This is a genomic window from Paenibacillus soyae (assembly GCF_024623455.1).
GTDB lineage: Bacteria > Bacillota > Bacilli > Paenibacillales > Paenibacillaceae > Pristimantibacillus > Pristimantibacillus soyae.
In genome coordinates this window covers 176,613-189,949 of record NZ_JANIPJ010000013.1, presented here as the reverse complement: position 1 = coordinate 189,949, position 13,337 = coordinate 176,613, and the positions used below count along the sequence as shown (strand labels likewise).

The 13,337-nt window shown below is 50.7% G+C and carries 18 protein-coding genes; 4 read left to right on the top strand and 14 right to left on the bottom strand.

Features of this window, described 5'->3' with window-relative positions; genetic code table 11:
* Nucleotides 1–72 precede the first annotated feature (72 nt).
* The 9 genes from NQZ67_RS18415 to NQZ67_RS18380 form a co-directional block, all read right to left on the bottom strand.
* Complete coding sequence (locus tag NQZ67_RS18415; RefSeq protein ID WP_257448762.1) at nt 73–762, bottom strand: nuclease-related domain-containing protein; 690 nt, start codon at nt 760–762, stop codon at nt 73–75.
* Between the two features lie 121 nt (nt 763–883).
* Entirely contained in the window at nt 884–1,489 is a 606-nt protein-coding gene (locus NQZ67_RS18410; protein WP_257448760.1) for a hypothetical protein, read from the bottom strand.
* A 37-nt stretch (nt 1,490–1,526) separates the two neighbouring features.
* Nucleotides 1,527–1,682, bottom strand: a complete 156-nt coding sequence (locus NQZ67_RS30685; RefSeq protein WP_371825323.1) for a DUF6756 family protein — start codon at nt 1,680–1,682, stop codon at nt 1,527–1,529.
* Nucleotides 1,683–2,123: 441 nt separating this feature from the next.
* Complete coding sequence (locus NQZ67_RS18405) at nt 2,124–2,576, bottom strand: hypothetical protein (RefSeq protein WP_257448758.1); 453 nt, start codon at nt 2,574–2,576, stop codon at nt 2,124–2,126.
* A gap of 132 nt (nt 2,577–2,708) precedes the next feature.
* Nucleotides 2,709–3,839: a phosphotransferase enzyme family protein gene (locus NQZ67_RS18400; protein WP_306812940.1), complete on the bottom strand. Its 1,131-nt coding sequence runs from the start codon at nt 3,837–3,839 to the stop codon at nt 2,709–2,711.
* 57 nt (nt 3,840–3,896) lie between these two features.
* On the bottom strand, nt 3,897–4,376 hold the full coding sequence (locus NQZ67_RS18395) for a DMT family transporter (RefSeq protein WP_257448754.1): 480 nt from the start codon (nt 4,374–4,376) through the stop codon (nt 3,897–3,899).
* A gap of 1 nt (nt 4,377) precedes the next feature.
* Nucleotides 4,378–5,097 (bottom strand): Crp/Fnr family transcriptional regulator, encoded by a 720-nt coding sequence (locus tag NQZ67_RS18390; RefSeq protein ID WP_257448751.1) that lies wholly within the window; start codon nt 5,095–5,097, stop codon nt 4,378–4,380.
* A 21-nt stretch (nt 5,098–5,118) separates the two neighbouring features.
* Nucleotides 5,119–5,544, bottom strand: coding sequence for a DMT family transporter (locus tag NQZ67_RS18385; RefSeq protein WP_257448750.1), 426 nt, complete (start codon nt 5,542–5,544; stop codon nt 5,119–5,121).
* 141 nt (nt 5,545–5,685) lie between these two features.
* The gene (locus tag NQZ67_RS18380; RefSeq protein ID WP_257448748.1) at nt 5,686–6,153 is read right to left on the bottom strand and encodes a hypothetical protein; all 468 of its coding nucleotides are present in this window, start codon (nt 6,151–6,153) and stop codon (nt 5,686–5,688) included.
* A 292-nt stretch (nt 6,154–6,445) separates the two neighbouring features.
* Between NQZ67_RS18380 and NQZ67_RS18375 the strand changes: the two genes are divergently transcribed.
* Nucleotides 6,446–6,916, top strand: coding sequence for a DinB family protein (locus NQZ67_RS18375; protein WP_257448745.1), 471 nt, complete (start codon nt 6,446–6,448; stop codon nt 6,914–6,916).
* Nucleotides 6,917–7,047: 131 nt separating this feature from the next.
* Here the strand turns inward: NQZ67_RS18375 and NQZ67_RS18370 are convergent, their stop codons facing one another.
* Together NQZ67_RS18370 and NQZ67_RS18365 are read right to left on the bottom strand one after the other, a co-directional pair.
* Complete coding sequence (locus tag NQZ67_RS18370) at nt 7,048–7,704, bottom strand: DUF2306 domain-containing protein (protein WP_257448743.1); 657 nt, start codon at nt 7,702–7,704, stop codon at nt 7,048–7,050.
* A 4-nt stretch (nt 7,705–7,708) separates the two neighbouring features.
* A complete protein-coding gene (locus NQZ67_RS18365) occupies nt 7,709–8,749 on the bottom strand; it encodes a DJ-1/PfpI family protein (protein WP_257448740.1) in 1,041 nt (346 codons plus the stop codon).
* Nucleotides 8,750–8,940: 191 nt separating this feature from the next.
* Between NQZ67_RS18365 and NQZ67_RS18360 the strand changes: the two genes are divergently transcribed.
* Complete coding sequence (locus NQZ67_RS18360; protein ID WP_257448738.1) at nt 8,941–9,645, top strand: response regulator transcription factor; 705 nt, start codon at nt 8,941–8,943, stop codon at nt 9,643–9,645.
* 1 nt (nt 9,646) lies between these two features.
* A complete protein-coding gene (locus NQZ67_RS18355) occupies nt 9,647–10,720 on the top strand; it encodes a sensor histidine kinase (RefSeq protein ID WP_257448736.1) in 1,074 nt (357 codons plus the stop codon).
* 63 nt (nt 10,721–10,783) lie between these two features.
* Here the strand turns inward: NQZ67_RS18355 and NQZ67_RS18350 are convergent, their stop codons facing one another.
* Complete coding sequence (locus NQZ67_RS18350; protein ID WP_257448735.1) at nt 10,784–11,137, bottom strand: VOC family protein; 354 nt, start codon at nt 11,135–11,137, stop codon at nt 10,784–10,786.
* Nucleotides 11,134–11,637 carry a GyrI-like domain-containing protein gene (locus NQZ67_RS18345; protein WP_257448734.1) on the bottom strand — a complete coding sequence of 168 codons (504 nt, stop codon included), beginning with the start codon at nt 11,635–11,637 and terminating at the stop codon, nt 11,134–11,136. The genes NQZ67_RS18350 and NQZ67_RS18345 overlap by 4 nt, the downstream gene beginning before the upstream one ends.
* A 172-nt stretch (nt 11,638–11,809) precedes the next feature.
* Here NQZ67_RS18345 and NQZ67_RS18340 point away from each other — a divergent pair, with 172 nt between their 5' ends.
* Nucleotides 11,810–12,577 (top strand): GTP cyclohydrolase II, encoded by a 768-nt coding sequence (locus NQZ67_RS18340; protein WP_257448733.1) that lies wholly within the window; start codon nt 11,810–11,812, stop codon nt 12,575–12,577.
* A 557-nt stretch (nt 12,578–13,134) separates the two neighbouring features.
* On the opposite strand, the gene NQZ67_RS18335 is transcribed toward NQZ67_RS18340, so the two are convergent.
* Entirely contained in the window at nt 13,135–13,326 is a 192-nt protein-coding gene (locus tag NQZ67_RS18335; protein WP_257448732.1) for a hypothetical protein, read from the bottom strand.
* Between the last annotated feature and the right edge of the window lie 11 nt (nt 13,327–13,337).

Here is a 13,337-nt window from a genome sequence, read left to right as displayed (position 1 = left end):
GGGTTGACAAAAAAAACGAAAGAAAGAGCCATGTCGCAAGTAAGCAGGCTTACTCGCGATATGGCTCCTTCTTTAATCCTTATTTATTATAGCTATATGTTCCGATCTAAGAGCAGGATCCGTAATATTAGAGCTATGAATGATTTCGTATATATTTAGAACTTCAGCCTCGGTTAGCGCTGCCTTATCTGTAGTAGCCTTAATCCTATTTAGCTTACGATTAATGAACTCTGAAAGCTCTGAATCATAGATAACTAACTCATTGGATTCAATTTTCCTTAGCTCAGGATCTATACTAAAGCGGCATCGCATAGTAAATGAGATCATTGAGATATATAGGAGGTCAGGCATTTCAGATAGCAGAAGCTCAAGTGCTTTAATATGTCCAAAGTTTTGTTTTAAGGGATTAAACATATTGAATCTATTGTTTACTCTCCAATACTTGTCTGACCGGCCCCCTTTGATTTCGCCGTTGTAGTTCTTGGTTTCAATGACGAACAATCCGTACGGTGATACAACAATATGATCAATTTGAGAGTAACCAGTTCGTGATTTGGGGTTTTTGATCATTATGTCATTTAGGTATTTTGAATCCTTAGGAAGTTGATCTAATTGTATGTTTATTTTATACTCACCGAGTTCTCCAATCCTTGAAGAAGTGACTGTTCTCTTATTAGGCGCTTTCGGAGATAAGGATTTATTAGAAGTTTTTTTGGAGTCCTTTGAATTGGACTTGAACCACGATAATAGTTTCTTAAACATTATGTACAATTCACCTCTGCCTGCGTTTCTCTTTTTGCCAACATCTAATTACTATTTCGGAAAATGTGAGCACTTCTATTAGTTAGATATTCCCAACAAACTACGTTGGATATAGTGGATTTTACGCCCGGGTCGAAGGGATAAAGATATTCATTAACTTGTTTAAGGATAGGAACTGGTCCCGATTAATAAGTACGACTAATACTTCATTGCCTGTATCCACGAAAAAAAATCTTTTACTGCTGCCGCTCGCAGCAAGCAATTCAGAAAAGATCGTCAAGATTTCGAGGCTCATCCAATCGTCCTGCACGGGAAGAGGATAGCGATAGCTTGCATCGTTAGCCTTAAAAGCGATCCACGCCTCACCGGCACCAATGTCCACGTAATCCTGAATATCGCTAACGCTTATTGTCGGCTCAATCATAGCCGCAATCCGATTTAAAGCTTCTATGTAATCCCCATGACCCTCGATACATTCGCGATCGAAGCACCACACGTCGTTAGACGGATATAAATCATCGGTACATTCTAAGCTCTCTCTTTCCCTTCCCATACTCATTAGAAGATGAATGTAAGGGCGTTCTTCATAGTCCCTGATATCAAAATCCAATAACTCCTTGATTTCTAGATTCCCTTTGAGCGTAATGCCTACAGTCTCCAAATTTGCTAGCTGCTCTTCAATGGGAATACGAGCTCGTTTTTTCCGAGTCAAGAAACTGAATCTCATCTGACTATCAACTCCATATTTTCATCTACAAATCGCTTCATTTTATCGATGATTTCTTTTTCAAAAACCTTTCTTCAATATTGCCGAGTATGCTTCTCCATTGATCTTTCCTAACTTCGGAAAACTTATCATTGGTAATATGAAAGTCTCGACATAATTCATCAATTTCCAATCGAACTGATTTTAGATTCATCTTGAAAACCCTTTCAGTTATGTGCTGATTGAACAGCCATCTAATCAGGAAGCAAGGCTCGAAGTACGACTTTATCGTTTCTTTTTTCTTAAGTACAGCCAAATGCAAAATATGAAAAAAGAAAACGTGAATAGGAAGAGACTGATACTAAAATACTGATCTGCCATTGCCGCAGCTTTATTTTGTTCTAAAACCATTTCCGGGGTTGGATTCTGGTAAGGTATTAAAGGGGATTTAGTCACCCCAATAGTGAAAATGACTACTGAACTTATAGTTAAAATAATCCACAAGATTTTTTTTCATCAGCTACTCCCTTTTTCGCTATCGAAACCTCATTTCATTCTCACCCTAATAAATAAAATAACGACCAAACATAATGTTGATACCGAGGATCGTCATCGACCGACATGGATTCCTTTCAATAAAATTCCAAAGTAGACGTTAGTCCACTTTTATTTTCAATGCAAAGCTTGCGCTTCCGATCGGCTTCCACCAAGCGTTCACGACGTACACGTAGACACCCTTTTCGGATGGAACGAGAACACCTTTAAATTGCTTCAGATTTTCCTCTGAAACCACGTTTCCTTCAGCGTCGAGCCTTTGAAGCACCAAAGTTCCAGGCGCGAAGTCAAAAGTGACCGATAATTCCGCACCTGGCACGACCACGGTCGGCTCTTGGTTCTTCACGAGTTCAAGGGCCCCCGCCGCGTCGTAAATCGCGTCGGTCACGCGCGTCCCGAGTACCGTTGGGATTTCTTTTCCGCCGACTGTTACTTTCGGCTTTGGAATTTCGGGTTCCGCAGCGATCCTGTTCTCGCTTATATTTTTAAAGAAGGCAAACGCACCGGCGCTGACGACTATAACCGACAAAACTATAAAAAACCACTTTTTCATTGCTTTATCCTCCTGCTCATTCACACTTATTTAAACAGACGTGTTGCGAGAGGAAAAGTTATATATAATATCGAGATGTGATTGAAAAAGGCAGCCGGTCGGCTGCCTTCATGTCGTGTTTTGACTTTCCATCTATATATGGCGCGTCTCATACTCAAATGGTTCTTCACTCGAGTAAATTTCATCAAAGAACCCCACGTACGGAATATCGTCCTCCAGACATTTGATCAGGTAAGACAACTCCTCATCGCACTCCGGTTCTTCGCTGCTGTTCCGCATGCCTTCGAATTCAGACACGATATTTTCCATAAGTACTGCTTGTATGAATAAAGGCAATTGCTCTAGCAGCGCATCATCGACCCGCGTCTCGGATCTGTACCCCTCGAGGGCCGTTCTAAAATAATCCTCCATAAACGCCTTGCGTTTGCCCGCATCCGGCTCAGCCGCCACCCAGCCCGTACCGCTTCTCCAGAGATCGGCCAGGTCATACATATACCAACCGAAGCATGAATTGTCGAAATCATAGACCGTGATTTGCCCGGTGTCAAAATCGATTTTATAATTGCCGTCGTTGTAATCGAAATGAATCATGCCGAACGACTCGCGGCTCCTGTCCAAGCCCTCCAAGGTGTGAAGAAGCTCCGCCAGCCTCTCCTTAAGCAGGGACAAGGAGTCGGGTAATAGCTTTCCAATGTACTCGACGTTGAATCTATCCGTAAATTCGTACCGAGGATGAACAGGCTTGTAGTCCTTAGCCAACTGGTGGAGCTTGCCCAGAACTTTACCGCAGTTAAAATAATATTCGGTAAGGGGAGCCCCTTCTCGGTACTGATAGTGATTTTCCGCAAGCCCTTTTCCTTTTGCCTGAGTGAACAAGCAGATAAAATAGTTATGACTCTGATAAGAAATCTCTTCGATCAGATTTCCATTACGGGAGCTGATGACATTCGCGACGCTTCCGCCATGCTCGAACAAATATCGGACATACTCGAGCTCGCCCAAATAATCTTCCCGGCTTCTGTCATTCAAGAAGGCGATTCGAAGTATTTTGGCATCGGCTCCCTCTTTCTCGCAGGTATACACGACATGACGCCCTCCGTCATGCGCCTGAACCAGCCTGAACTCGCAGCCTTCCAAACCGTACAGCTCTGCTGCTGTTGCAAGCAGATGCGCATCAGCGACTTTTACGACCTCGTTATAAGTTATAGGATCCCCTCCAAATGCTTTAATTGTCCTGCCTACCCAAAATTTTACACCTAACATTTTGGAGCCGACAATGGAAACTTCAACTATAACAAAACGATACCGCTGAAAGGCGGCTTACCCCGCATCCTTCAAAGGCTTCCTCGCGCTCCTGAGCTTCACGGCTCCGCCCAGCTTGAACACAAGGATTCCGCCTACGATGATCAGCACGCCCGCCGCTTGATTGAACGTAAACGGAACCTTCTCGAGTCCCATCCACCCTTGCGTATCCCACCACAAAGCAAAGCCGATCTGAGAAATTAGGGCGATTGAGGTCGCGTAAGTAGGCCCCAGCAGCTTGGTGGCTTGGGTGATGCAGACGACGACGCCTACGCCGATCACGCCGCTGAACCAGAACCAGAGCTTCATATTCCCCAAGTTGAACAACTGCTCGCCTTCCATTAGCAGTCCCATTAGGAGCGAGGCGGCGAAGCCCATGCCAAGCACCAGGGTCGTTGTCGTCCAAGGGCTGGCTTTCTCATGCACCCGTTTGTTGAATATGTTCTGCAGCCCGACAAGAGCTCCGCCGAATGCCGCGAGCAATAATCCTTGCCACATGTTAATCCATCCTCTCCGGCTTCTGTTCGTAAATATTCTGATTCGCCCGTTCTCTTAATCCGTCCCTATCCAGCACGAGGATGTAGTCCCTTCTTCTCTCGATTAAACCATCGTCCGCGAACTTCCGAAGCACCCGGTTCAAGTGGCGGTAGCTGGTGCCGATCAGGTTGGCGGCATCCGTCAAGCCCTTGGTCGAGAGACGCCCCCGAAATCCCGCATCGTTCTCGTCGAAGGAGACCGACAGCAGGTAGCTCGCCAGACGCACCTCCACGGGATAGATGAGATTGAAGCTCATGAACTGCGATTTCAGGCTGAACTTCCGCGTGATGATGTCCAGCAGAAAACGAAGCAGCGGCGCATGGTCGCTGCCGTGCTCTTGGAGCGCCCGATATGGAACGCGGATCATCACGACCGGCGATACCGCCTCCACGGTGTTAATGATCTCGATGTCTTGGAAAAACTCCACGTCCCCGATTAATTCGAGAGGCGTCTTGAAGGAGACGACAAGCGTTCGGCCTTCCGCCGATGTATTGAATATTTTGATCTTCCCCTTGACCAAAATGTACAGATAACGAGCCTTCTCCCCCTGCATGCAGATCGGCTCTCCCTGCTCGAAATCGCATAACGCGAGATGCGGATGAAGCGAGGCAGGAAGGATGGACTCAAGCCGATGCAGCCGGATATAATGGCGGAGCTGCTCCGATACATACGTTTCGCTCATAGCGCGCTATCGCTTCCTTATCTAAGATTTGAGCACGATGACGCCCGCGATCATCATCGCGATGCCTATAAATTGCGGCAGCCCCATCTTCTGCTTGGCGATGCCGAACCATCCGCGGCTTTCGATGACGAACGTCATGGCCAGCTGCGCGATCAAGACGGCGGCTACCGTCAAGGTCAAGCCGACGCTTTGGATGGCGGTCACGTTGCTGTAAATAACCGCGGCCGCGAACGCGCCTCCGAATAAGTACAGCGGCTTCACCCGCTTCAGCTCTTTGAAGCTTCCGCCTCCTACGGCTAACGCGATAAGCAGCGCCGTTACAAACCCGGTAAACTGCGTAATCGTCGCCGCCTGCCAAGTGCCGATATCCGCGCTGATCCGGGCATTCGCCGCTCCTTGAAGCGCAATGAACCCGCCGCCCAGCACGGCGTAAATCCAGCCTTTCATAAGTTGTCTCTCCTTCGCTTTTCTGTCTCCTTTCATTTAATGCTATCCTTGCCCAATAGAAAAGGACATATGTCCTGAATGAACAAAAACAGGGAAACCCCGACTAATGGCTTTCCCTGGCTATTCGACGATATGTGATGGTTAATCCCGATTATTATCGATTTTTGATATCGGCTTGCTCCAGATGGTGTGCAGCTTACGCGATATCCAGCCGGCTTTGAAAATGAGAAACAAACTGATCGCTACATTTAATACATGCACGACCATATCCATCATAATACCGAATCCTCTTTCTTCATGAAACAGCCCCAGCTGCACCGCAAAGAAGTCTCGAATCGACCAAAGTATGCCCGAAAAATCCAATACAATCGAATAGATGCCTACCAACCCAATGCCAACTTGCAAGATCGCAACGGTGTTCACCTCGTATTGAAGCTCTTCGTTCGGAACCAGTATTCGGGTAAGCTTCCCTGTAAACATCCATAGCAGCACGCCAATCATCATATAAATGACGGAAGGACCGAAATCAGAAATGAGCCTCCTCGGGATGGAATCATAGAGATAAGGCTCCCCGATCCAGTTAAACACGTATTCAAGCACAATCCCCATCGATTTTAATGAACCAATGAAACATATAATGGCCAAAACCCTTATGCCTAAAAACGTGAGTCGAGATAAATTCAATTCTTTTCAGTCCCTTCCTCAGATAGGTCACTACGCTCATAGCCCTCATTTTACTACTATCCCCCATTAGATAAAACACAAAAAAGAAGAGCCCCTTAAGAGACTCCTCTATCGACTGCCTATTCCCGTCGAATGCAGAACGATTTGTTCCATGCCTTGATTAAGAACATACGTTCCTGTATGCTGTTGGTATATGGATTAGGAAAGGAAGCTTGCCATGAACGCCATTGAACTCGCGGTATTGAATTTTGAAGAAATCCGAAGAAGAAGTATTCTCGTGTGGGAGAGCATTCCGGCAGAGGGATTGGAGTGGAAGCCGGACGGCGAAGCGTTGAGCGTGAAAGAGATGATCCGGCATGTGCTGGACAGCGAGCATTACTACCATCTCGCCCTTCTCCAGAGAGGCAGCTTGAAAACGTACGAATCTCCGTTTGAAGAGCGTCCATTTACGACCGTGCGGGAGGAGCTGGCGTTCGCCAAGCCTTATCGCGAGCAATTCATGAATACTGTACGGTCTTTCACGGAATCGGAGCTGTCTACGATTCAAATCGACCGAAGCGATGTGGGCTACATACGCTCGCTTGGCGATATGCTCATGCGAATCGCCTACCACGAGTCCATCCATACGGGCCAGCTGCTGGATTATTTGCGAACTGCAGGAATAGGCAGACCGAAAGTGTGGGATTAATTGCGAAGCGAAGAGCCCAAAAAGACCAGTCCATAACCTTCGACTGGTCTTTTGGCGTTGAATTTTTGTATCATTCATTTCCCTCCTTTGCCATCTATGTTATCGCCAAAAGGAACGATCCGCTCGATATTTTATATACGAAATTTATTGGATTCAGCTCTATCTTGAGCGTTTCCCGCCCTGAATATCAATTCCGGAATGACCAATAACAGCGCGATCGCACCGTACACTCCAATCGTGTAGCCGCCGACATAGGTGAAGCCCAGCCATTCGTGAGTCACGTAGCTGATGAGATGAATCAGCATATTGGTGAAGCAGAACGCGTAGCTTCTGACCATCCAGCGGCGGTGCTTCTCCACGCGCTTCTTCAAGATGTGAATAAGCGCGGTCGACGTGGCGATCAGCCAGTATATATTGAGCAGATTGAAGCCCATACTGCTGACCTTCCCTCCGGTGGCGTAAGGCGCCATGTAGCCGGACGTCAGCACGACGATCAGAACGGACAACATGTAGACGTAGCCGTTCACGCGATGGAGCCTGCGGCGCTTCGCATAGGTGCACGAAGAGAAATTCACAAGCCCCGCCGCCATCGCAACGCAGGCGAATGCGACATGGATATACATGACCGTCAGCCAAATGCGGGGCTTCAGCTCTAGTTCAAGATCTGTTTTGTAGCTGAGGAAGGTCTCGGCGCCCGGGTCCAATATGTAATTATTGATTAACGCATACAAGATATAGAGGAATACGACGACTGCGCTCAGCGCGTAAAATGGAATTTTGCGAGTCATCCGGTCATACCTCCACTCGCCGCTTTCCGTCCAATGCCGATGCCGGCAGCACGCCTGCTTTGGCGGTCCCGGTCATCTGGTTGCCCGTTGCCGCGACATCGAATTTCAGGTTGAGCCGAATCGGCTTCGTAATCCGCTGCGACCAGCGCAGACGGCTGCCTGATGCGACCGGATCGATGAACATGCTCACTTCGTCTTCCATCGTGGCCTTGCCTTGAATGCGCCCGTTCACCGTGGCGATATCCAGCTTCACCGCAAGCTTCCCGATGGGGGTCGAAATAATCGTATCCCATATCCCATCGAATGGTGACTTGCCGCGTTCCATATCGCCATTCGCCGGCAGCTTTCGGATCGGCTCTGCATCAGCCTCCGCGCTCGTATCGCCTGCCTCCGTCGGACTCTTCGGCGTGAGACCGCTATTCCGCCAGACCGTCCCCCTTCGCTCATACTCGAACAATTGCTCGATGGCATGGGCGATCCGGGGTCCCAGCTCGCGCTCCACCAGATAAAGCGCGACATCAAGCCCCGACGTGACGCCGCCGCCCATGACGAGCCTGCCGTCTTCGACGACGCGCGCCGCAACGGGAACGGCGCCCATCGCGCCGAGGAAATCCATGCCGAGGCGATTCGTAACCGCAGGCCTGCCCTCCAGCCAGCCGCCCATGCCGAGCAGCACGGAGCCGCCGCAGACGGTGGCGATCACGACATCCGGCTCCTGCATCGCCGTTCCCAGCATGTCCGACAGCTCCGTGCCCATCGCGCACGCCAATATCGCTGGAATTGCATTAGGCCCGTCGCCCTCCAGCTCTCCGGCTGCCCCTGGCAGCAATATAATGCCCTTCCGTGAGGGAACCAGCCGGCCTCCCGCCGCTTCAATTTTCAACCCATTTATACCGCTCGGGACCGCTCTCGCCCCCTCCGCCGTCACGAGCTCCACCCGTACCTCTCCGCCCGTCATCATAGCAGCCGCGCAGAACACCTCGTATGGCGCAATCGCGTCCAGCAGATCGAACCCGTCGAACAGTACGATTTGTACGTTCAGCATGTTAATTTCCTCCTCGCATTCATTCGTCGATGCGTAGGTTACCAAGAGAAACTCACGAACGAAGCGCCATAAAAGTCACAAAATCATAAACAAACCATCACAACATGCGAGCGGACGGTTTGTTTCGGCGGAAGAGATGCTACACTTAGAGGAGATAATCGGCGATAGTTTCATGTAAAGGCGGGGTTTGTGTGAACGAAAAACCAACGATATTGGTCGTGGACGATGATCAGAGCATCGTGGAGTTATTAAAGGATTTCCTGGAGAACGACCAGTTCCAAGTGCTGACCGCCTACGACGCGGAGGAAGCGTGGGCGGCCTTCCGGCAGCACGCGGTGCACTGCCTCATCCTGGACATCATGATGCCGGGACAAAGCGGCTTCGACTTATGCCGCCGCATCCGGACGGAGAGCGACGTGCCGATTCTGTTCCTCAGCGCCCGCAGCGATGATGTGGACAAGATTCGCGGGCTGACGCTGGGCGGGGACGACTATATTGTCAAAACCGCCTCGCCCGGCGAAATTATTGCCCGGGTAAAAGCCGTTCTTCGGCGTACAGGCACGGGCTCAGGCTCAGGCTCGCAGCATGCGCGATCGAACCCCGTGCTGGACTTCGGCCGCCTCAAGCTCGATATCGCGACAAGAGAAGTATTCGTGGAAGGGCAGTGCATCTCGCTCACGCCGAAGGAGTACGACCTGCTGCGATTGTTCGCGGAGCATCCGAGACAGGTGTTCACGTACGACCAGCTGCTCGAGAAGTTCTGGGACGGTATCGGCGACCGGCATACGATTCGCGTCCATCTCAGCCGTCTGCGCGAGAAGATTGAACGGGATCCGGAGCAGCCCCACTATTTGACCAACGTATGGGGCGTTGGGTACCGGTTCGGAGGCGTTTAACATGAGGAAGCTTCGCGTACGTTCGTACTTTTTGCTAAGCTTGGCGCTTCTTCTGCTGCTTCCTTGGACCTTGTTTGTCCTAGCCTACTTCATCACAATGGGATCGCTTGATATCGGTAACGGCGAGCCCCGCTCGTATGTAGCCGCTCACATCGCCGCGATTGCGGGTCTCCTGCTCGCGTTCTTCATTATCGGCATGCGCATGCGGAAGCAGCTGCTCACGCCGCTCGAGAGGATGAGTCGGGCGACCCGGCAGATCGGTCAAGGCGACTGGGACGGCTTGCAGCTCCCTCCATCCGCGATCCGGGAGATCGGCGAAGTTCGCGACGGATTCGAAATGATGGTGAACGGACTGCAGGACGCCCACCGGAAGCAAGCGACGCTGGAGGAAGAGCGGCGATTCGTTATCGCGGCCGTCGCGCATGACCTGCGCACGCCGTTGTTCGCTCTGCGCGGTTATTTGGACGGGCTGGAGCAAGGGATTGCGCGGTCGCCGGAGCAAGTCGCCAAATATGTGGCCGTATGCAAGGAGAAGTCGGCCCAATTGGACCGGCTGGTAGAGGACCTCTTCACGTTTACGAGGATGGAATATGTAGAGACGGAGCTTTGTAAGGAGACAGCCGACTTTCTCGACATTGTGCAGCAGTCGGTCGACAGCCTGGAGCCTCAAGCCCGGCAGAAGCAAGTGTCCATCGTCGCCGACTTCCAGGCGGAGGAATGTGCGGTAATGGCCGATGCTCACCTAATGGAACGAGCGATCAGTAATTTGCTCGATAATGCGGTGCGGCACACGCCGGCCCATGGCCGAATCGTCGTGCATGTTCGCCGGGAGGCGGAGCGCGCTTCGTTCACGATCCAGGATTCCGGTCCAGGCTTCTCGCCGGAGGAGCTGGAGCGAATTTTCGAACCGCTGTATCGGGGCGAACAATCGAGGAATCGCGCGACGGGCGGTGCCGGTCTCGGACTGACCATCTCGCAGCGCATCATCCGCAAGCACGGGGGCAAGCTGTCCGCGGACAATGGCCCGAGCGGAGGCGCCGTCCTCTCGGGCTGGGTGCCAGCCGCGGGCCGATAAGCGGGGCGTTGACCGGCTTCACCGACCAATTGCCCCAGCCCGCCGCCCCACAGCGGGAGCTCCTTAAAACCAATGAACAAGCGACATCACATCCCCGTCCGGGTCCGTGACCAAGAACTCAGCATGGTCGGAATAGACAACCCGCTCCGAGACGGTGACCCCTTCCTCCTTCAAAGCTTGGTGCAGGTCCTTGCTGTCTTGAATATATAACGCGAAATTGGGCTTCGTCATCGGAGAAGGCTCGTTGGAGCGAAGGAGATGCAGGACATTGCGGCCATTCAGGTGAAGCTCCGCAAAGTCGTTGAAATCATGCGGCCCGAGCGTAAATCCCAGCTTCGAGCAGAACCACGCGCTGGACCGCTCCACGTCCCCGACATAGAGCATGATGCCATATGAACCCGTCAATCGCTGCGTCATTCCGGATCAACCTCCTTTTCCACTCTCTTCACCGGACAAAAAATCTGAATCTCGCTCCGCGCATCATCCGCTTCGAAGATCGTCTTCTCGTCGTAGCGTTCTATGTAATAGGCAACATCGTCATATGCGAATCCGTTCTCCTTGATCCACCTCGACGTATAATCGTACGCCTCCTCCGTCAAGTTGGAAGGCCCCGCGTAATGAGTCACCGTATACATGCGAGGCAATAGATGAAGATGAACCATGCCATGTGGCACGTTCCCGATCGGCTCCACTTCGAAGCAGCAGTAGAAGTCTACGCTGCCAGCGTTTCCTTTGTAGTTCGGCGGCGTAATGCCGTAGGTAACCTGAGGGTTTTTAATATTCATAATCTCATCCCGCCTGCTCAGCAGCTCGTCGAACGCGCGAGCGACGCTCTCTCCGAGATCGGACATCGCCGAGCTCGCCCTTACGCCGATATACGCGGTGATCGTGCCGGTTTGAACGATTTTCACTTCCACAGGTTACGCCTCCGCTTCCTGGATATCCAAATTGAGGAAATTATATTAATCATCTTATCGAATATATGTTCTGGTGTTAAGATGTAACTATTTACATAGAACCGGCAACTTGGTGTAAAATAAGGAATGAACTATGCCAACTATTTCTTATCCATATGAAGGAGATTTCGCCATGTCCGCAGTTAAAACTTTCGATCCTAAAGTCATATCGCTTCTGCATGAGAAAATAAAAATGATCCAAACGGAGAACGGCGCGATCTATCTGGTTGGTCCCATTAGGCTCCCGGTTAATTTGCACGGAGAGACCGTCACGTTCAACTGGTACTGCTGGCTGAACTGCAAGGAAGTGACGGAGGATTACGAACGAATCATCGCCAAGCTGTCCGCGTCTAATTTGGCGGAATTCCAGCAGTCCAGCGTTCTCGTCTACGGAGATTTCCAGGATGCCGATCAAGCCCTCATCCGATTCCACTCCATCTGCCATACCGGGGATATCTTCGGCAGCAAGCGGTGCGACTGCGGCTACCAGCTGAAGGAGTCCATGAAACAAATCGTGGACCATGGCCACGGGGCTCTGTTCTACTTGGCTAACCACGAAGGAAGGGGCATCGGGCTCTTCAGCAAAGCGATGGCTTACATCCTTCAGGAGAACGGATACGATACGGTGGACGCCAATCTGCAGCTCGGCTTCGTCGACGATTCGCGCGACTACAGCGACGCCATCAAGGTGCTTAAGGCGCTGCGGGACAAGCCTGTCAAGCTGATGACCAACAATCCGAGGAAAGTCGACGCCCTCGTGAAAGCCGGCCTGGATCTGGATGATCGCATCCAGCTTTGGGGAGACGTATCGGAATACAACGAAAAATATTTGAAAACGAAAATCGAGCGGTCCGGACATCTGGGCGAGAACAAAGGCGAGGGCTGCTGCAATAACGATTAACGACATCCATTAAAGCGAATAGTCCAAAAAGAAAGGTACAGCCTTCAAAATAAGGGCTGTACCTTCTTTCGTAATACCTTCTTGAGGGATGCGCAGCGCGGCTTTATCAGCCCAAAAGGAGGCCAGTCTGATACATTAGGGATCACACGTGTCGTTATTGATTCAAAATGCGACTAGTCTGATGCATTAGCGATCACGCGTATCGTTATTGATTCAGAATGCGACTAGTCTGATGTATTAGCGGTCACATGTGTCGTTATTGATTCAAAATGCGCCTAGTCTGATGCATTAGCGATCACATGTGTCGTTATTGCTTCAATATGCGACTAGTCTGTTGCATTAGCGATCACATGTGTCGTTATTGATTCAATATGCGACTAGTCTGTTGCATTAGCGATCACATGTGTCGTTATTGATTCAGAAGCGCCTAGTCTGATGCATTAGCGATCACGCGTATCGTTATTGATTCTAAAGCGCCCTCCAAAAGCCCCTTTTCCCAAGGAATAAAGCCTCTCCGTTCCGCAAATCCACCCTCCCCCCGCCAAGCCCCCGATCGTCTAGCTCCCTCTGTTGATGATGCCCTCCTTGATGAACTGCTGAATGGTCTGAACCGGAATGCCCGTCATGTAGTGGACGTCCATAATCGTCGGGCGTTTATGCGTGCGCAGATACTCCCTGACCTTCTCCACGTCCTCCTTCATCTCTTCCATGCATGCCGCGCAAAAAAACGACTTCCGTCCAACCATCATTCCCCCGCACC